This window comes from Desulfovibrio sp. GTC20076, assembly GCF_055385905.1.
Map to the genome: position 1 here is coordinate 2,882,715 of NZ_AP039366.1, position 25,916 is coordinate 2,908,630.

At 59.0% G+C, this 25,916-nt stretch carries 21 protein-coding genes; 16 read left to right on the forward strand and 5 right to left on the reverse strand.

Annotated features, from left to right (window positions below; translation table 11 throughout):
• Nucleotides 1-109 precede the first annotated feature (109 nt).
• Complete coding sequence (locus tag ACZ495_RS12665; protein WP_464262373.1) at nucleotides 110-1,930, reverse strand: methyl-accepting chemotaxis protein; 1,821 nt, start codon at nucleotides 1,928-1,930, stop codon at nucleotides 110-112.
• Between the two features lie 673 nt (nucleotides 1,931-2,603).
• Here ACZ495_RS12665 and ACZ495_RS12670 point away from each other — a divergent pair.
• The 3 genes from ACZ495_RS12670 (at nucleotide 2,604) to ACZ495_RS12680 (ending at nucleotide 6,505) form a co-directional block, all read left to right on the forward strand.
• Entirely contained in the window at nucleotides 2,604-3,794 is a 1,191-nt protein-coding gene (locus ACZ495_RS12670; protein ID WP_015939231.1) for a sugar transporter, read from the forward strand.
• A gap of 205 nt (nucleotides 3,795-3,999) precedes the next feature.
• Nucleotides 4,000-4,353 carry a DUF488 domain-containing protein gene (locus ACZ495_RS12675; protein WP_015939230.1) on the forward strand — a complete coding sequence of 118 codons (354 nt, stop codon included), beginning with the start codon at nucleotides 4,000-4,002 and terminating at the stop codon, nucleotides 4,351-4,353.
• Between the two features lie 337 nt (nucleotides 4,354-4,690).
• On the forward strand, nucleotides 4,691-6,505 hold the full coding sequence (locus ACZ495_RS12680; protein ID WP_015939229.1) for a KUP/HAK/KT family potassium transporter: 1,815 nt from the start codon (nucleotides 4,691-4,693) through the stop codon (nucleotides 6,503-6,505).
• Nucleotides 6,506-6,693: 188 nt separating this feature from the next.
• On the opposite strand, the gene ACZ495_RS12685 is transcribed toward ACZ495_RS12680, so the two are convergent.
• Nucleotides 6,694-6,999 (reverse strand): hypothetical protein, encoded by a 306-nt coding sequence (locus ACZ495_RS12685; RefSeq protein WP_015939228.1) that lies wholly within the window; start codon nucleotides 6,997-6,999, stop codon nucleotides 6,694-6,696.
• Nucleotides 7,000-7,224: 225 nt separating this feature from the next.
• On the opposite strand from ACZ495_RS12685, the gene ACZ495_RS12690 reads away from it, so the two are divergent.
• The 13 genes from ACZ495_RS12690 to ACZ495_RS12750 all read left to right on the forward strand — a co-directional run bounded on the left by ACZ495_RS12690 (nucleotide 7,225) and on the right by ACZ495_RS12750 (nucleotide 21,433).
• A complete protein-coding gene (locus ACZ495_RS12690; RefSeq protein ID WP_015939227.1) occupies nucleotides 7,225-7,539 on the forward strand; it encodes an ElaB/YgaM/YqjD family protein in 315 nt (104 codons plus the stop codon).
• Between the two features lie 8 nt (nucleotides 7,540-7,547).
• A complete protein-coding gene (locus ACZ495_RS12695) occupies nucleotides 7,548-7,847 on the forward strand; it encodes a phage holin family protein (protein ID WP_015939226.1) in 300 nt (99 codons plus the stop codon).
• A complete protein-coding gene (locus ACZ495_RS12700; RefSeq protein WP_464262374.1) occupies nucleotides 7,796-8,182 on the forward strand; it encodes a hypothetical protein in 387 nt (128 codons plus the stop codon). Before ACZ495_RS12695 ends, ACZ495_RS12700 begins: the two co-directional genes overlap by 52 nt.
• A 267-nt stretch (nucleotides 8,183-8,449) precedes the next feature.
• Entirely contained in the window at nucleotides 8,450-9,469 is a 1,020-nt protein-coding gene (locus ACZ495_RS12705) for a mechanosensitive ion channel family protein (RefSeq protein ID WP_464262375.1), read from the forward strand.
• A gap of 128 nt (nucleotides 9,470-9,597) precedes the next feature.
• Nucleotides 9,598-11,379 (forward strand): translation initiation factor 2, encoded by a 1,782-nt coding sequence (locus tag ACZ495_RS12710; protein WP_464262376.1) that lies wholly within the window; start codon nucleotides 9,598-9,600, stop codon nucleotides 11,377-11,379.
• Between the two features lie 223 nt (nucleotides 11,380-11,602).
• On the forward strand, nucleotides 11,603-12,394 hold the full coding sequence (locus tag ACZ495_RS12715) for a type III pantothenate kinase (RefSeq protein WP_015939222.1): 792 nt from the start codon (nucleotides 11,603-11,605) through the stop codon (nucleotides 12,392-12,394).
• Between the two features lie 276 nt (nucleotides 12,395-12,670).
• Nucleotides 12,671-13,969 carry a phosphopyruvate hydratase gene (gene eno, locus ACZ495_RS12720; protein WP_464262377.1) on the forward strand — a complete coding sequence of 433 codons (1,299 nt, stop codon included), beginning with the start codon at nucleotides 12,671-12,673 and terminating at the stop codon, nucleotides 13,967-13,969.
• 346 nt (nucleotides 13,970-14,315) lie between these two features.
• A complete protein-coding gene (folD, locus tag ACZ495_RS12725) occupies nucleotides 14,316-15,173 on the forward strand; it encodes a bifunctional methylenetetrahydrofolate dehydrogenase/methenyltetrahydrofolate cyclohydrolase FolD (protein WP_015939220.1) in 858 nt (285 codons plus the stop codon).
• 85 nt (nucleotides 15,174-15,258) lie between these two features.
• On the forward strand, nucleotides 15,259-15,906 hold the full coding sequence (locus tag ACZ495_RS12730) for a DUF805 domain-containing protein (RefSeq protein WP_394026969.1): 648 nt from the start codon (nucleotides 15,259-15,261) through the stop codon (nucleotides 15,904-15,906).
• Between the two features lie 114 nt (nucleotides 15,907-16,020).
• Nucleotides 16,021-17,100, forward strand: a complete 1,080-nt coding sequence (locus tag ACZ495_RS12735; protein WP_015939218.1) for an iron-containing alcohol dehydrogenase family protein — start codon at nucleotides 16,021-16,023, stop codon at nucleotides 17,098-17,100.
• 326 nt (nucleotides 17,101-17,426) lie between these two features.
• A complete protein-coding gene (locus ACZ495_RS12740; protein ID WP_072311323.1) occupies nucleotides 17,427-18,614 on the forward strand; it encodes a DegT/DnrJ/EryC1/StrS family aminotransferase in 1,188 nt (395 codons plus the stop codon).
• 200 nt (nucleotides 18,615-18,814) lie between these two features.
• The gene (locus tag ACZ495_RS12745) at nucleotides 18,815-20,446 is read left to right on the forward strand and encodes a cytidine 5'-phosphate N-acetylneuraminic acid synthetase (RefSeq protein ID WP_296983114.1); all 1,632 of its coding nucleotides are present in this window, start codon (nucleotides 18,815-18,817) and stop codon (nucleotides 20,444-20,446) included.
• A 300-nt stretch (nucleotides 20,447-20,746) separates the two neighbouring features.
• Complete coding sequence (locus ACZ495_RS12750) at nucleotides 20,747-21,433, forward strand: cytidylyltransferase domain-containing protein (protein WP_015939214.1); 687 nt, start codon at nucleotides 20,747-20,749, stop codon at nucleotides 21,431-21,433.
• A 285-nt stretch (nucleotides 21,434-21,718) separates the two neighbouring features.
• On the opposite strand, the gene purN is transcribed toward ACZ495_RS12750, so the two are convergent.
• The 3 genes from purN to ACZ495_RS12765 all read right to left on the reverse strand — a co-directional run bounded on the left by purN (nucleotide 21,719) and on the right by ACZ495_RS12765 (nucleotide 25,602).
• On the reverse strand, nucleotides 21,719-22,393 hold the full coding sequence (gene purN / locus ACZ495_RS12755) for a phosphoribosylglycinamide formyltransferase (RefSeq protein WP_015939213.1): 675 nt from the start codon (nucleotides 22,391-22,393) through the stop codon (nucleotides 21,719-21,721).
• 180 nt (nucleotides 22,394-22,573) lie between these two features.
• Nucleotides 22,574-24,094, reverse strand: a complete 1,521-nt coding sequence (gene cobA / locus ACZ495_RS12760; RefSeq protein WP_041725061.1) for a uroporphyrinogen-III C-methyltransferase — start codon at nucleotides 24,092-24,094, stop codon at nucleotides 22,574-22,576.
• Nucleotides 24,095-24,096: 2 nt separating this feature from the next.
• On the reverse strand, nucleotides 24,097-25,602 hold the full coding sequence (locus ACZ495_RS12765) for a leucyl aminopeptidase (protein WP_464262378.1): 1,506 nt from the start codon (nucleotides 25,600-25,602) through the stop codon (nucleotides 24,097-24,099).
• Nucleotides 25,603-25,916: the final 314 nt, after the last annotated feature.

Genomic DNA, 25,916 nt, shown 5'->3' on the forward strand with positions numbered 1-25,916 from the left:
ACACCACGTTGCGGCGTGGGGACTATTGCCGGTAAAATCCGTGCAAGCCGCGTCCTGCATGCGCCCCTTTTTTGCGCGTGTTTTTCCCTCACCCGCACTCTCTTTTTCGTCAGTTCTGCTTCATCCTGGTGATAAGCTGCGTCAGCCGTTCGGCCTGTTGGGCAAGGTTGGTGACCGCGTGGTTGGCTTCGGCCATTGCCTGCGCCGTCTGGCCGGACATGGCATTTACATGCACTATGGACTGGTTGATTTCTTCACTGGCGGCAGACTGTTCTTCGCTGGCTGTGGCGATGGCGCTGACCTGATCTGCGGTGGTCTCCACATTTTTTACGATCTGGCGCAGGGCATCGCCGGACTGTCCTGCATACGTGGTGGCGGTGTCCACTGCCTTCAGGGCGGAATCCATAGATTTGACGCTCTGTGCTGTACTGCTCTGGATGGCGGCAATGGCATTGCCCACATCATTGGTTGAAGCCACGGTTTTTTCCGCCAGTTTGCGCACCTCGTCTGCCACTACGGCGAAGCCCCGTCCGGCGTCTCCGGCGCGCGCGGCTTCAATGGCGGCATTGAGGGCCAGCAGGTTGGTCTGGTCGGCAATATCCGAGATGACGTTCATAATATGGGTGATGGCCTGCGCGTGCGTATCAAGGCGGCTCATGTCGTCCTTGAGGGCCAGTGACACCGTGTGCACTTCATCAATGCTTGCAAGTGCGTTCTGCACTATTTGGGCCCCGTTTTCCGCATTGGCTTTTGTTTCCGCAGAGACGGCGGCGGCTGAGGAGGCGTTGCGGGCCACCTCCTGCACGGTGGCGTTCATTTCGTTCATGGCGGTAGCCGCTTCGGACAGCCTCTGGGCAGACTCGCCGGCGCTGCGGTCGGCCTGTTCTATTTCGGCAGACAGTTGGCCCGCTGCAGAAGAAACAGCAGACGCAACCTGCTCCAGCTGTTGCGCTATTTCAAGCAGTACAGCGGTTTTTTCCTGCGCTTCCCGGCTGGCTTCGTCTGCCTGACGCATGGCCTGTGTAGCTTTTTCCGCCTGCTCGCGCGCGCTTTTTGATTCGGATTCGGCATTGCGAATGAACTTTTTGCTGGCCGCGACCATTGTATTCAGCGCATTTCGCAGTGTGCCGATTTCGTTTGCGGACGAGGGGTCGATGCTGCTGTCAAAATCGCCGTCCGCCACCTTCTGGGCAAAGTCCGTTGTGAGCAGAAGGGGCGCGATGACGTTTTTTCTGGAATAGATAATGGACACCAGGCAAATGCCTGCGGCAGCGGCCAGGCTGGCAAAGACGATGATTTCATACAGGTCGTTTCTTGCGGCAACAGTGTTGACCTCTTGCCGTGTCCGGCTTTCAAGGGCGGCCACAAAAGCATCCATCTTGTCCATAATCGGCTTGGCAAGGGATTCATATTCCTTGCCGTATACAATGCTTATGGCGCGTTCCTTATCCGGTGTGCCCTTGACGGTATACTGGCCGCCAGCATCTTTATAAAGCCCCTTGACCAGGTTCATGGCCTCCACTTCGAGCGGAACCAGATTGTTTGAAAGATTGTTGGCGGCGGTAACATAGGCCATTTCTTCGGCGGTTACCTTATACTTGGCAAGCAGTTCAAGCAGGTTGTGCTTTTCGTTGGGAAAAATGCCCCTGTTGCTGAAGCGGGGAATTTTGCCCGACCGCTCATCAAGAACGGCATTGTAGGCATCTTCATACTTTTTATCACCGGTAACAGCATACATCCGCACGTTTCTTGTCAGGCTTACGGAACTTTGGCGCAGTTCGTCACCCAAGGCGACGACAATTGCCTTGGTTTCCATCACTTCTTCTACACGCTGGCTTGATTGCGCATAAAGAAGCAGGGTGCCGCAAACAAAGGCAATGGCGGCGATAGTGGCCAGATTTATACAGGATGTGGCATTTTTTATGGTCATGACGCGTGCTCCGGATCTGGTTAAGCCTGTTGGTTGGAAAAGCTGCCAGAAGTAATGTCAAGTTTTCTATATATAAAAACGGATGTGCACGCGTTTTGATTAGAGCATGCAGGTAAAGTAAAGCATTTTTTACACTCGCCCGCCTGCAGCGCATTATGGATAATTATATGATAATATTATAAAAATAAGCCAAAACTGTTTTTTGCGCTGCGCTGCGGGGCAGATAGCCAATGCACACCGTACCGCTTGTTATTTCAGCAAAAAGACCGGTATTGATGCGATCCGGTTGCGCGTGGGGCAAGGCGGCTATGGCAACATACCTCATGCGTGTGCCGGTTTGATTTGTGGAATTTTTAAGATAGATTTACAGCGCTGACCTGTTCGTCTGCTGATCGAAGCCGCCGGGAGCCGTCTGCCATATGGCACCTGTGTTCTGCCGCTACGGCAGGGCAAGGCTGGTCCTGCCACACTTCTTGCTGTCCAATTCTTCCTGTGCTTTCCGGTCGCTGAAAAAGACGACCTTTCTGGATGGCTTTTCTGCAAACCTGCCCCTGATGCTTTCAGAAACAAAAAAATGACCGGCTGCGTCCGTTGCATTCTGCAGGGGGCGGGCGTATGCAGCACCCCGTTATTTTGCCCGCATATGGGCATAAGACAGATATAAGGACTGACTATGACCACCATAAAAACTCCAGAGGGAAGGCGCCTCTGGGTTCCTGTTTTCACGCTTGCCCTGGCTGCTTTCATTTTTGTTACCACCGAGATACTGCCCATCGGGCTGCTGCCGGAAATTGCCGCGGACCTCGGCGAAACAGAGGCCTTCACCGGGCTTCTTGTGGCTGTATATGCCTGGGTTGTGGCCTTGCTGTCGCTGCCCCTGACTGCTCTGACGGCCCGTTTTGAACGGCGCAAACTGCTGCTCTGCCTGTTTGGCGTATTCATTGCGGGCCATGTGCTTTCGGCTTTTGCGTTCAATTTTACCACCCTCATGATTGCCCGCATATGCGTGGCAAACGCTCACGCCGTATTCTGGTCAATCGCAAGCCCCATCGTGGTGCGCGTAACGCCGCCGGCACTCAAGGCCAAGGGGCTTGCCATCATTATTGTAGGCGGTTCGCTGGCGACGGTGCTGGGGGTTCCGTTCAGCACGGTCATCGGCCAGCATTTCGGCTGGCGGGCAGCGTTTTTGATCATCGGGGCTATGGCCTTCTGCATTGCGCTGATTTTGTGGCGACTGCTGCCGACGCTTGAATCCAAGGATACGGGATCGTTCAAAAGCGTCCCTGCCCTGTTTCGCAACAAGGAGCTTTCACTGCTCTATTTGCAGACCATGCTGGCTGTGACGGGGCATTTTGTGGCCTATACCTATCTGGCGCCCCTGCTCATCCAGGTGGGCGGCTTTACGGAAGGGGCCGTGCCGCTGTTCTTGTTGATTATGGGCCTGTCGGGCATTGCGGGCAGCATGCTTGCCGCGCGGCTGGTGGGCAACGGGGCAAAATTCGTCTTTACTGTGCCGCCTGTGGCAATTTTTCTTTGCCTGCTGGTGCTGAACGTTTCCATTGACAGCATCCTGCTTATCGTGCCGCTATGCATTGTATGGGGAGGCAGCATGGCGGTGCTGGGCCTGCTGTTTCAGAGCAGGATACTTGAAATCGCGGCGCACTCCGCCGATATCGCCACATCAATATATTCGGGTATTTTCAACGTGGGCATCGGCGGCGGTGCGTTTATCGGCAGTATGGTGTTCAACAAGCTTGGGCTGGGCATGACGGGATACGCGGGCGCGGCGTTCTTTTTCGCGACCATTCTGGTCAGCCTGTATGCTGCGCGGATCGGGCGCAGCGAAGGTCCGGCCGCAGGCTAAGGGCGGCCCGCAGGCACATTGCCCGGGACCGTCCGGGCTGGTTCATACCCGGAAGAGCCTGCAATATCCGGTAATGTCCGGCAATATCCGGGTATGCCCAGGCATGACCAGTGCGGGTGCTCCGGGTCGTGCAAAGGCCGCCGCTGCGATGGTGCTGCAATTTTTACGGCTCGCCGCCGTTTCGCCCGAAAAAGGGAGGTCTGTGATGAGCATTATTCTGCACCGCGTATATGAGCACTGCCTGCCCGATGCCGACGTGCGTATTCTGGTTGACCGAATCTGGCCGAGAGGCATTGCAAAGGCCGCTGCCAGCTGGGACGTGTGGCTGAAGGATATTGCCCCGTCCAGTGAGCTGCGCAAATGGTTTGCCCACGACAGGGGAAAATGGAACGAATTCCAGAAGCGCTATACTGCGGAGCTTGACGCTTCCGGAGCGCCGCTCGTCAGGCTGCGGGAGCTTCTTGCGGCTCACGGCACGGCAGTATTTCTGTATGCGGCGAAAGATCAGGATTGCAATAATGCCGTGGCCCTGAAAAACTATCTGGAATCCCGGCCGTAGCGGCATGCTGCGTCGGCTCACAGTTGATAGCACGATGTTTTTCGGCCGGTTTCTGCATGACAGACCACTCACCCGGGCTGGCCGTTACCCTGCCGGTTCGGCCAGTCTGACCGATGCACCCAGGCTGCCGGGGGCATTGCCGGTACACGTTCTCTGCTGCATTTTTCGCTTTGCTCGAAACATGTTTTCGGATATTCGCTTGCTGTAACGTCGTTTTTGCCGTTTTTGCAAACGTGATTCCGGCATGCCAGCCGTGTATGTATAACTGTTTTCTGCTTTCTGCCGTCCGCAGGCATGCGTGGGCGGCCCTGCCTGAACCGGCTTCCGATGGAGGCATATGGACACGCAAAAAATATCTCCTGCCAGTGTGATAAAATCTCTGGGGCTTGTATTTGGTGATATCGGCACAAGCCCCATCTACACCCTGGCAGTCATTTTTATGATGACAGAAAGAACCGAGGCAAACTTTATAGGTATTCTTTCGCTCATCATATGGACACTGCTTTTGCTTGTTACTGTAGAGTATGCCTGGCTGGCAATGAGCCTGAGCAAGGCCGGAGAGGGCGGCACAATTGTGCTGCTCTCCATCCTGCGGCCCATGTTGCAGTCCGGAAAGAAAATAGGTGTGGCTTCGGTGCTGGCTTTTATAGGGGTTTCACTGCTTGTGGGGGATGGCGTCATTACTCCGGCCATCACCATACTTTCGGCAGTGGAAGGGCTGGTGCTGCTGCCCGGCCTTGAGGACGTCTCGCAAGGTACGCTTGTTGTACTGGCCCTGCTTGTGGCCGTGTTTCTTTTTTCCATCCAGAAGAACGGCAGCAGCAGGCTTTCCGCTTTTTTTGGCCCTGTCATGGCCGTGTGGTTCGGTGTGCTGGCCTGTTCCGGCCTGGCGGCGCTCAGCCAGTTTCCGGCGGTGCTGAAGGCCGTTAACCCCTGGTATGGCATCGACTTCATGCTGCGCAACGGTCTGGCGGGATTTTTTGTGCTGTCCGAGGTCATCCTGTGCGCCACGGGCGGCGAGGCCCTGTACGCCGATATGGGGCATATGGGGCGCAAGCCCATCCTGGCGGCCTGGGGCATGGTCTTTACCGCACTTTTGCTGTGCTATATGGGGCAGACGGCCTTTCTCGTCCATAATCCGGGCGCGAACAACGTGCTTTTTGAAATGGTTCACAGCCAGGCCCGCTGGCTCTACGCCCCCTTTCTGGTGCTGAGCCTGCTGGCGACCATCATTGCGTCCCAGTCGCTCATAAGCGGCATATTTTCCATCATGTACCAGAGCATGGCCACGCATATCATGCCTCTTTTCAAGGTGGATTACACCTCAAGGGAGATGCACTCGCAGATCTACATAGGCTCTGTAAACTGGGCCCTGTTTCTTGCCGTGGTGCTGGTCATTATGGGCTTCAAGGAGTCGCACAGGCTCGCCGCGGCCTACGGCCTGGCCGTTACCGGAACCATGACCATTACGGGCATGCTTATGGTCTGGATATTTCACCTGAAAAACCGCCCCTGGCTGTGCGCCACGGCTGCCGGCATCTGCGCGCTGGACGTGGTGTATCTGGTGGCAAACTTTTACAAGCTGCCGCACGGGGGCTACTGGTCGCTGGTCATTGCCATGATACCCTTGGGGATCATCCTCATTTACACGCAGGGGCAGAAGGCCGTGTACCAGCGCATGCAGCCCATGCCCCGGGATGTCTTTATGGAAAGGTTTACAAAGCTGAGAAGGCAGGGCCACATCATCAAGGGGACGGCCATCTTTTTTCTGCGTAGCCTGGACAGCATTTCGCCGTATATCTGCAAGACCATGTTTGATAACGGCATTATTTACGAGCGCAACGTGATGCTCAGCATTTCACGCACATATGAGCCGCAGGGGCTGGAATGCCGCTTTGAAGATACGCATGTTGCCGGTATCCAGGTATTTACGGTCACCGCAGGATATATGGAACATATTGATATTGACGGACTGCTGGAAAAAACGGGCATAAAGCCGCGTGCTATCTTCTATGGTGTCGAGGACATATTCACCCGTTCCATTGTCTGGAAAGTCTACGCGGTCATCAAAAAGCTGGCTCCGCCCTTTGTGCAGTTTTATAAGCTGCCGCTGCATTCCGTACACGGGGTTATCAGCCGTATTTCACTTTAGGGCGTTTTGGGGCACCCTTTGAAGGGCGGCATCCGATATCCGTTATCCGTGCAGCCCGGGGCTGCCTGCAAAAGGCCGGGAAATCCCGGCCTTTTGGTGTCGTATACCGAGGCAGCCGGAGGCGCGCTGCTTCGTTGTGCCTGCGGTGCAGGGGCGTTCCGCCAGAGCATTTTCAAGGTAAAAATATTCTAGGACGTGCTGTTCTGTTCCCGGCTTTGGGAAGCGGGCGTTTCTGCCGGAGTGCTCTCCGGGGCGGGCTGCTCTGCTGGCTGTTCTGCAGTTTGCCCGGCGGACGTGCCGGGGGCGCCTGTCGGAAGGGTGCCGGTGATTTCTGCCGGGGCTGTGACCTCAGGGGCGGTTTCGGTCTGCGCTGCCGGGGTGTGGCTCTGTTCGTCCTGGGCGCGCTGCCCAAGCATCATCTGTGTCAGCAGGGTAATGATGAAAACAATTGCGGACATGATAATGATAACGGCCATTTTTTTCTTGTCTTGCATGAAAACCTCGCCTCGATTTTTTGCATACTGCTGCTGATTGTTGTCCGAAAAAGCGGCTGTGTAAAGCGGCCCCGCCGGAACATGCGCGCAGGTCATGCAGTGGCGCGCCCGGCAGTGCGCCCGCTGTTGCGCGCCTGAGGCTATTGGGATACGTTGCGGTTATGGTCAGGTATGTGCAAACGCTTCCGGCTATTGTCAGGCCGGGTGCCTGAAAAGGAGAAAACTATGAGCGTGAAGAACGAAGAAAATATGGATGCCTTGAGAGAAGAAGTGCAGGCCCTGCGCAAGCAGATTGAAAGCCTTGCCAAGACTGCCGAAAAAAAGGCCTCGCATCACGCGGCCTTTCTGAGTGCCAACCTGGAAGATGAGGTTGAAAAATATCAGAAGCTTGCAGCGGAAAAGCTGCAAAGAGCTCTGGCCGCCGGCGGAGACGGCGTTGAAAACGTCAGCGAGCGTATACGCCAGAACCCTCTGGGCAGCCTGCTGCTGGCCTTTGGGGCCGGCTATGCGATTTCTCTTCTCTTCCGGCACGGCAAGTAGTACCGGGCGTGAACGGCCTTACTGAAGTAATAATCCGTTTCTTTGACCTCTTGGAGGCCGAGGGCCGGCAGTTGCAGCGTAATACGCTGCTTACGGTACGCATGGCCGTGCTGCTGGTCCTTGGCCTGATTTTTGGGGCTGCGGCTGTGGCTTTTCTGGTCGCGGCCCTGTATCAGGCATTGACTCTCATCCTGCATCCGGCCTGGGTCATGTGTATTCTGGGGCTGGTCTGTGCGGGAATTGCCGGGGGGTTGTTATGGTGGTCTCGTCCTCGCAAGGAAGCGCCACACAAGAAAGTACCACAGTAGATGAGGCCAAGCGCCGGCTGCGGGAAGCTGCCGCCGGGTTTGATCCGTATTCTCTGGTGCGCAAGCGCCCCCTGACCTGCGCGGGGAGCGCCTTTCTGCTCGGTCTGGGTTGGCGTTTGGTGCAGCCCGGGCGTATGGCATCGGGCATAATGGTCTTTGCCCTGCAAAGTATGAGCAAAATGGTGGCCGGAAACCTGGCTGCGCGCCTTAAAGGCGCTTTTTCAGAAGCACCCGCTACCGGTGAAGCCAGCGGCAGTACGACCGGAACTGTCGGGCCAGACCCCGCTGTCCCTGTGTTTCCGTCCGGTGCGGATGCCTCTGCGCCGCAACGATAGGCTGCTGCACTCCTAAATGCCCGATATGGCGGTTGAGACTCCACCGACCGTCTGCCCTTGGGTGGGAGCATGCCGTTGCCTTTGTGCTGCTGTGGGCGTTGAAAGGGAAACCGTAAAAAACTGAAAAGTTCCGCTCGCAAAGTTCAATGCGTTCCATGCGTTTTTTGGCGTGAGCGTGTGGGGCGTTGAAAAAATGCCGTCTTCTTAAAAGCCTGCCAGGCGCGATGAAAACATGTTAGGCGCCCGTGTTTGTTGCGGAAAGGCCATATGGACGAAAAAAAGATATTTGAGTTTCTCACTGATGGCTACGCCATTGCCGCCGTGGTAACGGCCATACTGTTCTATTTCACCATACGGGGGCAGAAGCGCAGTGCCAATACGGCCATGCATCTGACGCGCGTTTGCGCTGCCTGCGCCCTTGTTATGGCCATAAGTCTTTGTGCGCGGGAACTGGTGGACAAGTTCGGGGCAACTTTTATCAACCCGCGCTACATCAATATTTTCCAGCATGTGGCCATTGTTCTTATCCTCATCCGTGAATCCTTTCTGGGAATCGACCGCTTTTGCGATCATCTTGCCAGAACCAGCGGCGACGCCACTTCGGCGCGCATTGTGTCACGCCTGCTCAAAGCCTCCATCTGCCTGTGCGCCATACTGTTTTTCGGCGAATATATGGGCATAAGCTTTGCCGGACTGCTGACGTTCGGCGGCATCGGCGGCATTGCCATCGGTCTGGCGGGCAAGAATATTTTGGGCAACTTTTTTTCAGGGCTGATGCTGTATTTTGACCGCCCCTTCAATATCGGCGACTGGATAAAATCGCCTGATCGCAATATTGAAGGCACGGTGGTGGAGATCGGCTGGCGCATGTCCAAGATCATGACATTCGAGCATTACCCCGTGTACGTGCCCAACGATATTTTTTCATCCATTTGCATCGAAAATGTGGGGCGCATAGCCAACTATCGTATCAAGCTGCAGATAGGCCTGCGCTATGAGGATGCGGACAGGATTCAGGCTGTTGCCGATGCTCTGAAAAAAATGCTCCACGATGAGCCGCGTATTGACAAGGGGCAGGAAATCCTTGTCGTTTTTAACGAATTTGCCTCTTCATCCCTGAATATCCTGATCTACTGCTACGCAAAAACGACCAACTGGGCGCAGTTTATGCAAACGCAGCACGATGTGTATCTCGGCATCGTTTCGGTGGTGCACGGCCTTGGTGCGGATTTTGCTTTTCCCACGCAAACGCTTTATCTCGAAAAAGACGATGGCCCGGGCGCATAACCAAAGCCGGGGGGTGACCGTATTGCGACGGATGCACGTTCTGCCAGAGCCGGGCCGGGTCTTTACTTTTGCAGGAGGAGACAATAGTATTTGCTTCATCGTATCAATTTATAATTATTGGTAATTATATGAAGACGGGATTATACCCTGCCGCCAGAAACAGGCGCGGCAGAAACTGGGCGGCTGACGCGCTTTTTGTGGTGCTGGCCGCCCTTTATGCCATGGCCGTTGCACAGGGGATCGTTGCGCTTTCCGGTCATGGCGCCGAGCTGGACAGCGATCTGTCGTGCTACGCCTTTGCTATGGCGGGGGAGCATCTGCCGGAGAATTTTCACGGTGACCCCTTGCTGCACGAGGTTACTCCGGCCAACTCGCTCTGGAATCTGCAGCAGTTTGCCGCCGAGCTGCTGACGCCGGGCGACCGGTATGCCGTGGGGCTGCTGTTGGCAGGGGCGTTTATCATTTTTGCCTACCTTGTGGGCATGTATCTGCTGGGGCGGTGGCTGTACGGCAGCCCCGGGCCTGCGCTCATTCTGGCTCTGCTCATGAGCGTCACAGTATGGGTGGGTTGGGGAACCTTCTGGGGCGTGACCCATTCCGACCCGGTGCCACGCACGTTTTTTGCGGCCCTGTGGCCCTTTATGCTCATGGGGGCGGTGGTCGCCATGCGCCATGCCTTCTGGCGTCCTGTAGCTATGCTGGCCGCGGGGCTGGGCATGTGGGTGCACGGCCTGGGAGCGCTCAATACCGGCGCCATGTTTTTTGTGGCGTTCTTTTTTTGCAGGCCGGAGGGCTGGAGCTGGACAAAACATCTGGGTAATCTGGCCCTGTGCCTGGTATTTTTCTTTGTGCCGGTGCTGACGTTCCTGTGGCCTTCTCTTGGGCAGAAACAGGCTTTCAGCCCGGCAGACATCCAGATGTTTTACGAGCTGTTTTCGCAGCGCTGGGCCAAGGATTACGGCCGGTTCGCCGAACGGCTGGCCTTGTTTTTAAGCTGGGGCAAGCCCACCTTCTGGATTCTGCTGGCCGGCTTCGCCAGCTGGCTCGTGGTCCGGCGCAATGGCAGCCCCCGGCTGCGGCAACTGGCTGCCATGTGCCCGGCTTTTGTGCTGGCCCTTGCCCTGGTGTCCACCTTTTCATGGCTTGAGTCTCTTCTGGCGCCGCCTATGGGGCGTTTGCCCATGGCGCATGAGTTTGTGCGCGGGTTGCGCTACCTTATCCCCCTGGCATGGATCATGCTGGTGGGGGTGCTGGCCCTGTTCTGGCCGCGTATGGCAGCCTGGCTGCGCGTGGGCCTTTGTGTTCTTGCGGTGCTGCTCATGCTGCTCTGTAACGGCGACCGGCAAAATGTGGCTGCGCTCTACAGCATAGCCGAGCATACGGGGCTTCCCATGCCCTATATGAGCCGGGCGGAGACTTTTGCCGTCCGTGCCGGCAGCCACCGCGAGGCCCTGCTGGCCCTCAAGGAAAAAACTGCTCCCGGGGATACCGTCTTCAGCAATTCTGGCGATCTGGGTGTAAGGTATATGGCGCAACGCGGACTTTTTCTTACGTTCAAGGACGGCTATCACCCGTACTACAATAAAAATCCCGGGCAGGCCCGGCAGTGGCTTGCCAATGAGAAACTGCGCCTGAAAAGTCCTGCCGGCTATGTGGATGTATGGCTGAAGTCCGGTCTGCCGTGGCTGTTTTGTGACCGGCCTGAAGACCGCGCCATGCTGGAAAAATACGGGAACGTGGTGTGGGAAAATTCCGGCTGGCTTATTGTCCGCCGTCATGAGGGCGGCACACCTGCCGGGGGGGATTCCGCCTCTGCTGTTTCGGGCGAAAAAAACGCCCCGACGGAAGGACTCCTGCAAGAGGGCCAGACTCCGGACCAGACGCCCGGCGTTGCAGTGCCCGCGCCGTAGAATCCGCAGCGCGCGCGGCGGCACGGGCTGTTCTGGCTATATGCCATAAAGGCCGCGATTCTGGCGCATGCGCAGATATCGGTCACGCCGTGTGTTTCGCCCGGATGTCATGCCGGATGCCATGCGTATGTCCGGGCCATGCCATGTCCGGGCGCTTGCCTGGAGCGGCCCGATTGAGCATAATCAGCGGGTTGAAACCTTCAGCTCCATGTGGAGGACTCCCATGCAGCCCGAACTTCTGCTTTTTGATATCGGCAATACTTCCATCAAAATCGGACTGGCGCATGAGCGGCAGGTGGTCACTTCCTACACATTGCGCACCGATGCGGGGCAGACGGCGGATGACCTGGGGCTGAAGCTTGCGACCCTGCTCGGGCACGCGGGCGTTACGCCGCAGAGCCTGCGGGCCTGCGTGGCTTCTTCGGTGGTTCCGGGCTTTGATCCGCTGTTGCGCGAGGCAGTGGCCCGCTATGTGGACTGCCCCCTGTATCGCGTTGGCGCTGATTTGTCCGTGCCGCTTGAAAACCGCTATGAGCGCCCGGCCGAGGTCGGGGCCGACAGGCTGGTGGGAGCCTACGCGGCCCGCCGTCTGTATCCGGAATTTCCCGGCCTGCTAGTGGTTGATTTCGGCACGGCGGTGACCATTGACTGTGTTAACGGCAACGCCTATATGGGCGGCCTGATTTTTCCCGGCCCGCGTACAGCGTTAAGCGCCCTTTCGCGTGAGGCGGCCAAGCTGCCCAGGGTCAACCTGGACGTACGGGCCGATGAACCGACCCCGGGGCGCAGTACGGCCACCAGCATACAGCACGGACTGGTTTTCGGTTTTGCCTGCATGGTTGAAGGGCTTGCGCAGCGCCTCAAGCGGCAGTTGCCCGGTCCTGCCAGGGTGCTGGGAACCGGAGGTTTTGCGGCGTCCATCGCCAGGGTAAGTCCGGTCTTCGACCATGTGTTGCCCGCCTTGCTGCTTGAGGGTTTACGCCGCCTGTACTATGAAGAGCGCACGGCGTTCTGATATGCTGCGGGCGTGTACGGCCTGTTGTTTCCGGTTTTGTCCGGCGTGCGGCGGCATTGCGCAAAGGCAACCTGTGCGCATCGGTGCATGGAGCGGTCTTGCGCCAGCAACTGTAGGGCGCAAAAGGCCAGAGGCCGGATTGTCCGGGTGCCTGAGGGCCGCAGCGGATGCTGCAAAAATTTTTAAATGTCCATTCCCAGCGGTACAATGCGCTGATTCGCAGATGCGTCATATTGACTGATTGAAAACAAGCCCAAGAGGGCAAAGGAGCCACACATGAGCAGCATTGCCTCGGTATTTGGCCGTGAAATTCTGGATTCGCGCGGTAATCCCACCGTCGAGGTGGAAGTGACCCTGGAATCCGGGCTCAGAGCGCGGGCCGCTGTGCCTTCCGGGGCGTCCACCGGCAGCCGCGAAGCTCTGGAAATGCGTGATGGCGACAAAGCACGGTACTGCGGCAAGGGCGTCACCAAGGCCGTGGACCATGTGAACAGCGAGATCGCCGACGCCCTGCTTGGCATGGATTCGCTGCGTCAGGTGCAGATAGACAATACCCTTATCGACCTGGACGGCACGGACAACAAGTCCCGGCTCGGGGCCAATGCCATGCTTGGCGTGTCCATGGCCTGCGCCAGGGTGGCGGCGTCCTTTCTGGGGCTGCCCCTGTACAAGTACCTCGGCGGCATCAACGCCAAGGTGCTGCCAGCGCCCATGATGAACATCATCAATGGCGGGGCGCATGCTCCCAACAACCTGGATATCCAGGAATTCATGATCATGCCCGTGGGGGCCATGACCTTTCGCGATTCGCTGCGTATGGGGACAGAAATCTTCCACATGCTGCAGGCCATTCTTAAAAAGGACGGGCACGTCACCAGCGTGGGTGATGAGGGCGGCTTTGCCCCCAACCTCAAGAATCACGATGAGGCCTTCGCTTACATCATCAAGGCGATCGAAGAAGCGGGCTATAATCCCGGCACCGAGGTGGCGCTGGCTATTGATGCCGCCTCCAGCGAATTCTACAAGGACGGTAAATACGTTCTTGCCGGAGAAGGCAAAACCTTCAACAGTGCCGAACTGAGCGAGTGGATGGCCGAATTCACCCGCAAGTACCCCCTTATATCCATTGAAGACGGCATGGCCGAAAGCGATTGGGACGGCTGGGGCATGCTGACCGCCAGCCTGGGTGATCATGTACAGCTTGTGGGCGACGACGTTTTTGTGACCAATCCCTCCATTCTGGCCGAGGGCATTGCCGAGGGCGTGGCGAACTCCATCCTCATCAAGCTCAACCAGATCGGCACAGTCACAGAAACGCTGGATACCATTGAAATGGCTAAGGAAGCTGCCTATACCACCGTTATTTCGCACCGTTCCGGCGAAACGGAAGACAGTTTCATTGCGGACCTGGCCGTGGGCGTCAACTCCGGGCAGATCAAAACCGGGTCCCTGTGTCGTTCCGAGCGTATGTCCAAGTACAACCAGCTGCTGCGCATTGAAGAAGAACTGGGCGACGATGCCGAGTTTTTCGGTCCCATGCTGGCGGAATACTATTCGCTGAGTACAGAAGAATAAGGCCGGTTCTGCCGGAAATGCCTGTTCGCGCTGTGCCGGTCCATGCCCCGTCGCAAAGCGGCGTGCTGCCGCCAGAGGCCGCATCCGCCCGGGCCGGGATACTCCCGGCAGCGCTTTCAGGCAGGCCCCGGTACTGACCGGATACTACTAGAACCAAAGCCCGCGTCCGCCATCGGCAGACGCGGGCTTTGGCGTAATGGCGGCACGTCGCGGGATGCTGTTGCGGCTGTGAAAAGTGAGGCATGCGCCCTTGAGCTTGAAGCCGGGGCAGTCTATACTGCTAACATCGCATGACTATACGTTGTTGCCCTCCTGCGGGCCAAGAAAAAAATACATGGAGTAAGCCATGCTAATAATTGACGGCAAAAAGACCGCGCAGGACATCCGCGCGGAACTGGCTACAGAGGTGACCGCAGCCACGGCCGAAGGACGCCGCGCCCCCGGTCTGGCGGTAATTCTGGTTGGCGAGGATCCGGCCTCGCAGGTATACGTGCGCAACAAGGAAAAAGCCTGCACCGAGGTGGGTATTACCTCCTTTGCCTATCGCCTGCCGGCTGAAACCGGACAGCAGGAATTGCTGGACCTGATTGCCGAATGCAATGCGCGCCCCGATGTGGACGGCATTTTGCTGCAGCTGCCCCTGCCCCGCGGGCTTGACGCCCAGGCCTGCCTGCTGGCTATTGATCCCGCCAAGGACGTGGACGGCTTTCATCCCGAAAACGTAGGACGCCTTTCACTGGGCCTGCCGGGCTTTGTTTCCTGCACGCCTGCCGGTGTTATGGAGCTGCTGCGCCGCTACAACCTGCCCACCAGGGGTAAAAAGGCCGTGGTGGTGGGCCGGTCGGACATTGTGGGCAAACCGCTTGCCCTGCTGCTGACCCGTTCCGGTGAGTTTGGCGACGCCACTGTTACCATCTGCCATTCGCGCACCCCCGACCTGGCTGAAGAGTGCCGCAAGGCCGATTTTCTGTTCCTTGCCGTGGGCAGGCCCCGCCTCATTACCGGCGACATGGTGCGCCAGGGCGCAGTGGTCATTGACGTGGGCATCAACCGCAGCGACGATGGCCTGTGCGGCGATGCGGACTATGAAAGTGTCAGTAAAAAGGCCGCGGCCATCACGCCCGTACCCGGCGGTGTGGGACCGATGACCATTGCCATGCTGCTTGTGAACACGGTGCAGTCGTGGCGGCAACGCACGGCCTGATCCGTTTTCTGATATTTTTGCCCTGCCCCCTCCGGCGGAGGGGGCAGGAGACCTCGACCCGCCATAAGGCCTGCAAGGAGCACGCATGGATTTTAAAACCGCAGTGAAAATCTGCCTGCTGCAAAAATACTGCGACTTCAGGGGCCGCGCCCGGCGGGCGGAGTTCTGGTGGTTTGTGCTCTTCGGGGCCATCGTCAACACCGGGCTTGGCATGGTCACCAATGCCGCCCCCCAGGAGGGGGTCATGGCTGCCCGTGTGGTCACGGCGGTGCTGCTGCTGCCGCACTTTGCCGTAACCGCCCGCCGCCTGCATGACGCCAATCTTTCCGGCTGGGTGCAGGTGGCTCCCGTGAGCCTGGCCCTGCTCGGCGGGGCTGCGGTACACCTTGACTTCGGCACATCCGCATATATGTGCATCATGCTGGCCGGGCTGAGCGGCCTGTGGCTTATCATTGTTTATGCCCGGCCGGGAACCGTCGGCACCAACCGTTTCGGACCGGACCCGCTGGAAGGCGGAACGCCGGTTCAGGGAGCGGACCAACAGGGGCAGAATATGCCCTCCGACGCATCTGGAGGTGCTTCTGGCAGAGTGGCCGCCAGCAGCGGCGGGGCGGACGGTCCCGATGCGGCCTGGGCCAGGCTGGCCTCAAATCCTGCCCGTGAGCAGGGTGGCGAAAAGAAACCGGCCGCCATGCGGCCGGGGCAGCGGGCCGTGCCCGACAAGAGAGACTGACCTGTGTTGTAACACCCGCCGGTCCGCGCCGCGCGCCGCTTTGCGGCATCGCTTGCCAGACCTGCGGCTATAGCGTATGGCCCGGAAATCCTATGCCATACTGTGAGGGCAACTATGTACCGTAATGCAAAAAATGTCGGTTATTATATGATTGGCCAGGGCAGCCTGAGCCAGCTCGGCGATCTTATGGCTCCGCGCCGCAAGGCCGTGTCCGGCCCTGCTGTCTTCTTTCTGGATCACTTTTTCCAGGGCAAGGACCTGGCGGGAAAGCTGCCTGTGGAAAGCGGCGACATGGTGCTCTATATCGACACCACCGGAGAGCCGACCACTGACAGCGTGGACGGCTATACCGCCCAGGTGAAAACATTTTTGAACGGCGCGGAGCCGTGCGCCCTAGTGGCCCTTGGCGGCGGCTGTGTGCTTGATACCTGCAAGTGCGTGGGCAATCTGCTCACCAACCCCGGCAAGGCTGAAGACTATCAGGGCTGGGACCTTGTAAAAAATCCCGCGCCCTACAAGATCGCCGTACCCACCCTGTCGGGAACCGGGTCTGAAACCTCGCGCACCGGGATCATCTGCAATGAGGAAAAAAACATCAAGCTGGGCATGAACAGCGACTTTACCATGTTCGACCAGGTGCTGATGGACCCCGACCTCACAGCCAGCGTGCCCCGCAACCAGTACTTCTACACCGGCATCGACACCTACATGCACTGCTTTGAGAGCATCACCGGCTCTTACCGTAACGTGGTTGTTGATTCTCTGGCTGAAAAGGCCATTGATCTCTGCAAGCAGATTTTCCTTTCGCAAGACATGATGAGCGAAGAAAACCGCGAAAAGATGATGATCGCTTCCTACCTCGGCGGTATGGCTGCCGGCTTTGTGGGCGTGGTGCATCCCATTTCCGCCGGGCTGAGCATGGTGCTGCATATGCGCCACGGCATCGCCAACTGTTATTCGCTGTCTGTGCAGGAAGATATATATCCCGAACAGTATAAGGAATTCATGCTCATGATGGAGCGGCAGGGCATTGACCTGCCCAAGGGTATCTGCCAGGGCCTTACCGATGCGCAGTACGATGCGCTCTACGGGGCCAGCATTGTGCATGAAAAGCCGCTTTCCAACCGCCTTGGCCCGGATTTCAAAAAAATCCTCACCAAGGAGAACGTCATCGGGCGTTTCAGAAGCATGTAGGCGCAGACAGCGCCGGATCGTCAAGATCATACAGTCTGTCGGCGGCGTGGGCGAGGCTCCGCCGCCGTCAGGCTCTTTCGGGGCATCTGTCGCTAAGCGTCCCCACATGCGGCCGCTTTGCGGGGCATTCTGCCTGTGGCAGTCTCTGTTTCACGGGTATGCCGATGCAACGCGGCGCCAGATTCTTCCGGCTTTGGGAAATACCCCGCAACAGCCGATGCCTGACATGCGGAACGCGCGCAGCAACGGTTGCAGGACTGGCGCGTCCGGGCCTTGCCCGCTGTGACGCGACAATTTCAAGCGCAAACTGCTTTATGAGGAGTCCCATGGATATCAAGGTCAATTTCAGCGGACGTGCCATCAGGTACACCGAAGAAGAAATAGCCGTGGTTGTCGAGGCCATGCGCAACGCCGATCCCCTTACCCAGGGGCATCACATGCGCCGGTTTGAGAGCAGGTTCGCAGAGTACCAGGGGGTGCCGCAGGGAACCTGCTTTACCACCATGAACGGCTGCTCCGCCCTGGAACTTTCAGCGCAGCTCTGCCTGTTCAATGAAGGCGACGAGGTGGTCATTCCCTCCCATACCTTCACGGCCTCGGCCTATCCCTACATCAAGAAGGGGGCCAGGCTTGTCTGGGCCGATGTGGACCTGCACAGCCGCGTGGTCACCGCCGAAAGCATTGAAAAAGTGCTTACCCCGCGTACCAGGGCCGTGGTGGTCGTGCACCTTTACGGCTATGTGGCCGACATGCCCGCCATTGCCGCCCTGTGCAAGGAACGCGGCCTTATCCTCATCGAGGACGCCGCCCAGGCCATAGGGGCCGAAGTAAACGGCATCAAGGCCGGAGCCTTCGGGGATATGGGGGTCTTCTCGTTCCACTCGCACAAAAACCTGACCACCCTGGGCGAAGGCGGCATGCTGTATGTGCGCGACCCCAAGCTGGCGGGCATGGTTCCCACCCTGCGCCACAACGGGCATTGCGCCTTTGATTTTGAGCGCCCCGATTACTGGAAGCCCGCCATGGGCAATGTGGACATGCCCTTTATCGACGGCCGCATGGTGCCGCCCAACAACTACTGCCTGGGCGAAGTGGAATGCGCCCTCGGAACCAAGCTGCTGGAACGTATTGACGAGATCAACGGGCAGAAGCGCCGCCGCGCCCTGGCCTTCATTGATGCCCTGGCGGACTTTCCCGAACTGGAATTCCATCGGGTCGACAGCCCCCGCCACAACTACCATCTGCTTGCGGCCCGCATGACCACGGGCGTGGAGGCGCGGGATCGCTTCATGCGCGCCATGTTCAATGAAAAGGGCGTCAAATGCGTGGTGCAGTATATCCCGCTGGACAGGTACGACTATTACCGCCGCCTGGGCATGGGCGAGGCCTGTTGCCCCAATGCGGACCTGTTCTTTGACACTATGATTTCTTTCCCCTTCCAGCACTGGCTGACCGGGGAAGAATTTGACTATATGCTCGCTTCCACCCGCGAGGTACTGGCGAGCCTGCGCTAAGGCGGCGTATCTGCCGTCCGGCCGCGTCAGAAATAACGGCGTGGGCCGGGAATGGTACTCAAGGGTACTGGCCTGGCCTGCGCCGCTGTGTTAGCCGGGCGGCGCCATTTTGAACGGGGCGCAGACCTACGCCGCCCGCCGCCGCTGGCGGCCGCTCATGACAGGTGCCGCGCCCAGCGCATGACATATCCGGAAATATCGTGAAAGAACGCTGTATTGTCATACCGGCCATCAAAAAAAATGCCGTCATCCCTGATCAGCTTGTCAAAAAGCTGGCTGGGGTGACGCTTGTGCAGCGGGCCATCAATACGGCGCGGGGCGTTCTGCCCGGCGAAGATATCGTGGTGCTTACCGACAGTCAGGAAATATCCCTCATCTGCGAACGCGCGGGCGTGGGCTTTCGTCGCAACAAGGACATGCGCTTTACCACGCTGGATATCGTGAGCGAAATGCGTGTGCTGCTGGAAGAACTGGCGGAGCAGTATGAACACTGCATTATCCTGCGCGCTTCCTGTCCGCTCTTGACCTGGGTGGATGTGGAAGACGCCTGGAAAAGATACCGCGAGGCGGACGCCGACAGCCTTGTAACCGTGAAAAGCGTGCGTCAGCGCATCTGGAACATGCAGGGCGACGGCCTTGAAGACCTGCTGGACGATGATGCGGACCACAAGGGCGAAAAAACCCTTGTGGTCGAGAGCCGCGCACTCATCATGCTGCGCCTGTCACGCCTGCTGGGCCGGAACAGCAACCAGGGGCGCGGGCGCATCATTCCCTATTTTCTCAACGACAGGGCCATTGAAATACAGGGTTATCAGGACTGGTGGATATGCGAACGCCTGCTTGAGCGGCGGCATGTGGTCTTTGTGGTGGCGGGCTGGCCCGCCATCGGCATGGGGCATGTGTTCCGGGCGCTCATGCTGGCGCACGAGATCACAAGCCACCGGGTAAGCTTTGTCTGCACCCGTGAAAGCGAGCTGGCCGTAGAAAGTGTTGCCCGCAAGGATTACCGGATTGTCCGTCAGGGCCAGGAAGACCTGGCAGACACCGTGCTGGCCCTGGGACCTGACCTGGTGGTCAATGACATTCTCAATACGACCACGGCCTATATGAAGCGCCTTGCCGCGGCAGGGGTGCGCTGCGTGAACTTTGAAGACGAAGGGCCGGGAGCTTCTCTGGCGCGTCTTGTGGTTAATGCCCTGTACGAGGGAGAAAGTACCGACCGCCTGTGCAGCGGGCCGGATTTTTTCTGCCTGCGTGACGAATTTGTCAATGCGGCCCGCAATCCTTTCCGCCCCGAGGTGAAAACCGTACTCATCACCTTTGGCGGCACAGACCAGCATGACTGCTCGCGCCGGGTGCTGGACATCATCGAGCCTGTCTGCCGCGCCTACGATATTGCCATCCGGCTGGTTGCCGGACCGGGCTACGCCCACAAGGACGCCATGGAGGCGCATCTGAAAAAACTGGATAATCCGCTGGTGACTTTCACCTGGGCCACCAATGTCATGAGCCGCATGATGGAAGGCGCGGATCTCGCCATCTGTTCCGCCGGGCGCACGGTCTACGAACTGGCCCATATGCGTGTGCCTGCCCTTGTGCTGGCCACGCACGAGCGCGAGGCGCGCCATACCTTTGCCCGGCCACGTCACGGTTTTGCCTTTGTGGGCATTATGGACCGCGTGGGCGACGGCAGAATTCGCAACACCTTTCTGGCAATGCTGAAAAATCCGCGCCGCGAGCGTTTCTGGCAACGGCAGGACAGCATGGATTTTACGGTCAACAAGAATCGTGTGGTGCGGCGCATGCTGGGCCTGCTCAGCGAGCGGCCCTAGGCAGTGCCCGGAGCAGGCTATTAGTAAAATATCTTGTGGGGGAAGGGGCTTCAGAGCGTGAATGGTTGAAATGCGTTGTGAGGGAGAGACCCTTTTGCAAACGGGTCGCCTCCCCTATACGAATGACGCCCACGCCCCCTTCCTGCTGAATTTTTTATTTCAGGCTGTTACAGGGGCCGATCTGGAGGCAGAAGCAGTGTCTTCGGGCAGACAATATTGTCTCAAGGGTACGCTGTTCCAGATGCAGGGCGCCATGCCGTTCAGGAATACCCACTATCGCCGGACACGGCGGAGGAAAATATGACCAGCAAAGGCAAGGTTGTCGCCATAGTACAGGCCCGGCTGGGTTCAAGCCGTCTGCCGCTGAAATCCCTGCTCTGCCTGCGTGATCTGCCGGTTATCGATTGGGTGGCGCGCCGCCTTGCCGCGGCAAGCCGTCTGGATGGCATCATGGTGGCCGTGCCCGATACTCCGCTGGATGTGGTGCTGCTGGAGCACCTGCGCCGCCGGGGCATACCCTGCATGGCCGGGCCGGAAGACGATGTGCTGGCGCGTTTTTGCCAGGCGGCGAAACTGGCAGATGCCGGGCTTGTGGTGCGCGTATGTGCAGACAACCCCCTTATCTGGGGCGGTGCCGTGGACAGGCTGGTGGATTTTTACTGCGCGGGCCGGTGGGATTACGCCTATAACCACATTCCACGCAACAATCTCTGGCCGGACGGGCTTGGGGCAGAGGTGCTTTCGCGCGAGCTGCTTGAGAGCCTGGACCAGAAGGCCGTGGAGCCTTCGCAGCGCGAGCACTGCCTCAACTATATATGGGACAATGCCAAAAAATTCCGCATCGGTACATTTGACCCCGATGAGGAATGGCTGTGCCGCCCGGATCTGCGGCTGGATATGGACAGGCCCGACGATTTCCGCCGTCTGGCACTGCGCCCCATCAGCCCTGATATGGACGCGAGAGCCATTGTGGATATTTTTGGCTAGAGCAATTAACGCTTCAAATGATTGTTTAACGGTCGGCGAAGCCGCCCTATAATCATTTGGCGACAAGAAATTGGAGACAAATCCTTGTAGGGCATTTCAAGTGTGAAATGTTCTAGAAACACCTCTTGAGACAGGGCAGCATTGAGACAGTGCTATGTCTGGAAGGGGCTGTTGGGTAGGGGAATCCCTGTAACAGATTGAAACAAGAATAAAGATTTTTGTGGGGGAGGGACCCTTTTACAAAAATGTTCCTCCCCCCACAAGGCATTGCAAAGTAAAATTCTTCTAAAAACCCTCTTCCAGCGGCGGGTACACCAGCCACTGGCCGTCGGGAACAGTGGCGACGGCAGAGCCTGGGGCCACATGTACCTCGCGGCCCCACACGCTGATGCGGTTCTGCGCAAGCCATTGTATGGCCTGCGGATAGATGCGATGCTCCATGGCGTGGATGCGCTGCATGAGGTCATCAACATCTTCGCCGGGGTTCACGGGTACGGCGGCCTGAATGATAACCGGGCCGCCGTCCATTTTTTCTTCTACAAAATGCACGGTGCAGCCCGATATCCTGACGCCGTACTCAAGGGCGTCCGCGCCCCCGTGCACACCGGGAAAGCTCGGCAGCAGCGCGGGGTGGATGTTGATGACCCTGCCGGAAAACGCATCCAGAAAAACCGGGCTGAGCAGACGCATGTAGCCCGCCAGCACCACAAGCCTCGCGTCGTACTTCTGAAGGTGTTGCACCACTGCCCGGTCATAGCTTTCGCGGTCGGGGTATGCCTTGTGGTCCAGCACCACGCAGGCAATGCCCGCCCTGGCGGCACGCTCGATAACGCCCGCGCCGGGCCGGTTGCAGATGATGCAGCAGACGTTCACGTCCAGAACGCCTGCTGCGGCCTTGTCAATGATGGCCTGGGCGTTGGAGCCGCTGCCCGAGGCCAGTATGGCGATATTCAGTGGCATGAGGTTTCCGTTGTATTAGAGCTTTTCTGTGCGGGGTCGCTGCCTTGGTGTACCCTGCTTGGGATCAGGAGGCTCCATGTGGCATGCTGAAAAGAAAATGAAAGTTTTGGGGTGTGGGGAGGGAGCTCTTTTACAAAAGGGTCCCTTCCCCGCAACGCCGTAACAAAGCCAGCCTGTGGGTCAGACTCTGGCAAAGTGCTTTTTCAGGGCCTCCACCAGCGCCGGAATGGTGTATTCCTCGGGCTGGATGTGGCAGGGCAGGCCATGAGCCGTCAGGGTGTCTGCCGTGATGGGGCCGATGGCGGCAAGCTGTACCTCGGGGTGGGCCTTGAGCACGTCCGCCGGGATGAGGGAAAGAAAGTTCTCCACAGTGGAGGACGAGCCGAAAGTCACGCAGTCCAGCCTGCCTTCCTTGATGCGTTCCAGCACCTCATCCTTGCGATGGGCGGCGGCAATGGTTTCGTACGCCGCGATGACGTCCACCACGGCTCCGGCCTTGCGCAGTTCGTCGGGCAACACCTCGCGGGCCTTGGCCGCGCGGGGCAGGAGAAAGCGCTTGTCTTTCACGTCGCCGCCTTCGCGGGCCAGAAGACCCTCAAGCACGCCTTCGGCCACGTAGCGCTCGGGGATGAAGTCCGGGGTGATGCCGCGCCGTGTCAGGGCTTCGGCAGTGGCGGGACCAATGGCGGCCACCTTGCAGCTGCCGATGGCACGGCTGTCTTTTCCGGCTTGCGCCAGACGCAGCCAGAAGTGGCGTACGCCGTTGACCGACGTGAAGATAATCCAGCGGTATTCGGCCAGGCGGTTCAGGGCGTCGTCCAGTTCCGCATAATCGGCCATGGGGCTGATTTCAATGGTGGGGCACTGAATCACATCCGCGCCCAGTTCGGCCAGGCTGGCGGCCAGACCGCTGGCCTGTTCACGGGCGCGGGTGACAACCACGCCGCGGCCCAGAAGCGGTTTTTGCTCAAACCAGTTGAGGGTTTTGTGCAGGCTTGCCACCTTGCCCACAAGAATAACCGAGGGATTGGTGAATCTGGCCTCAACGGCGGCGGCGGGCAACTGGGCCAGGGTAGACACGAGGCTGCGCTGTCGGGGCGTTGTACCGCGATAGATAAGGGCTGCCGGAGTGTCGGGGGCCATGCCCGCGTCCAGCAGGTTGCGGGCGATATCGGGCAGGTTTTTCATGCCCATGACAAAGACCAGGGTAGAGGCGCTGGCCGCAAGGGCGGGCCAGTTGTGCACGGAGCCGGGCTTGTCAGGGTTTTCATGCCCGGTGATGATGGTGACGGAAGAGGCGAAGTCGCGGTGCGTCAGCGGAATGCCCGCATAGGCCGGGGCCGCAATGGTGCTCGTGATGCCGGGTATTTCTTCAAAAGGCACTCCGGCGGCCACCAGCTCTTCGGCTTCTTCGCCGCCGCGCCCGAAGATGTACGGGTCGCCGCCTTTCAGGCGGGCCACAACCTTGCCTTCTTTGGCCTTGCGCACAAGCAGGGCATTGATTTCATGCTGGGGCAGGGCGTGGTTGCCCGCCACCTTGCCCACATAAATCTTTTCCGCAGCGGGGTTGGCGTGGCCAAGCAGGCTGTCATTGGCAAGGGCGTCATACACCACCACATCCGCAGCGGCCAGGGCATCGCGGCCCTTGAGGGTCAGCAGGCCCGGATCGCCGGGGCCTGCGCCGATAAGATACACCTTCATCATTACAGAACGCCTCCCCTGGCCAGTTCAAGCAGCGTGCGCGCGCCAAAGGCCGAAGGCCCGGTGGGGCACAGGGGCGTGGGCTTGGAAACCCAGTCCACCCCGGCAATGTCCAGATGCGCCCAGCGCACGCCCTCCTGAATGAAGTGCTGCAAAAACAGGGCGGCATTGATGGCTCCGCCTTCACGCGGACCCATGTGGCAGATGTCGGCCACATCGCTTTTCAGCTGTTCCGCATAGGGCTTCCACAGGGGCAGGGGCCAGTATTCCTCGCCGCATGCGCCTCCGGCCGCACGGATGCGCTCGGCAAGGTCTGCATCGTCGCTGAAAAGCCCGGCGATCTGTGTGCCAAGAGCCACGGCGCACGCACCGGTAAGGGTGGCTATATCGACCAGGGCGGCCGGCGTCCACGTTTTCTGGGCGTAGGCCAGCGCATCGCACAGGGCAAGGCGGCCTTCGGCATCGGTATTCTGTATTTCCACGCTGTCGCCGTTGGCGGCGCGCACCACGTCGCCGGGGCGCATGGCCCGGCCGCCGGGCATGTTCTCGGCGCAGGCCAGCAGGCCGATGACGCGGCGGGGCGCATCTTCCTGGGCCAGCGCGGCCAGGGTGGCCAGCACTGTGGCGGCTCCGGTCATGTCGGCTTTCATCTGGTGCATGTTGGCGGCAGGTTTGAGGCTGATACCGCCCGTATCAAACGTGATGCCCTTGCCCACAAGAATGAGGGGTTTTTCCTGTTCATGCCCTTCAGGGGCGTGCTCAAGAATAACAAGACGGGGCGGACGGCCGGAACCCTGGCCTACGGCCAGCAGGCAGCCCATGCTTTCTTTTTCAAGCTCGTGCTCGTCAAGCACGGTGCAGGCAAAGCCCTTTTCGCGGGCCAGTTCCCGGGCGCGCTCGGCCAGTTTTTCAGGGTACAGCAGGTTGGGCGGCGTGCTCGCCAGGTCACGGGCAAGCATAACGGCCCAGGCCGCGTTTTCACCCTTGCGGGCGGCGGCATGCGAGGCGTCGGGCACTTCCTGCCCGTCAAAGCCCAGGGCCAGCCACTGCGGCTCGGCAGGCTCGTCTTTTTCGGCCTTTTTCAGGGCCGTAAAGCGGTAAAGGGCCAGCAGGGAGGCGCACACGCATTCTTCTACCAGGCGCTCACGGCCGCCGGGCAGGCGGGCTAGGGCCGGTTCGGGCAGGAGGATGGAGCCAAAGCCCTTCTGGCGGCACAACTGCACGGCGGCGGCAACAGCCTTGCGAATGCCCGCGGTGTCCACCTTTTCACGGGGGCCAAGGCCCACGGCCAGTACACGGGGTACGGCGAGTTCGGGGTGGCCGTGCATGAGGGCCAGTTCACCGGTTTTGCCCTTGAAGTCGCGCAGGGCGGGGGCTATGGCCAGCCAGGGGGCGGCCTTGTCCATCTGGGGGCAAATTTCTGTCAGGACCTCGTCCTGGCAGACGGGGGCCAGCATGACCTCGCCTTTCCAGTGTTCCGGGCCAAGATTTTGAAAGCGTATGTCCATGGGCTGCATTCTCCTCATATGTGCCGTATGTGTGCCGGCAAGATGCGGCTGACGGCTGACGGCCTGCCTGATGCGGCGGCCTGTCCGGGTAGGGGAATATACGCTGCCGGGGGCTTTTTGCCAAGGGCGCGGGATTGCCCCCCCCGGCGGAAAGACACGCGGTATTTTGCGGCTCCGGGCAGGGTGAACGGCTTTTCGGCCAGTTGCGGGCCTGCATGGGGCTTGTCAGGAGGTGGTACTGCGGGCATGGTGGGGCATGTTCTTTGCAATAATGCCGTAAGGCGGCCCTGTGCCGCATTTCCGCGCCATTTTTC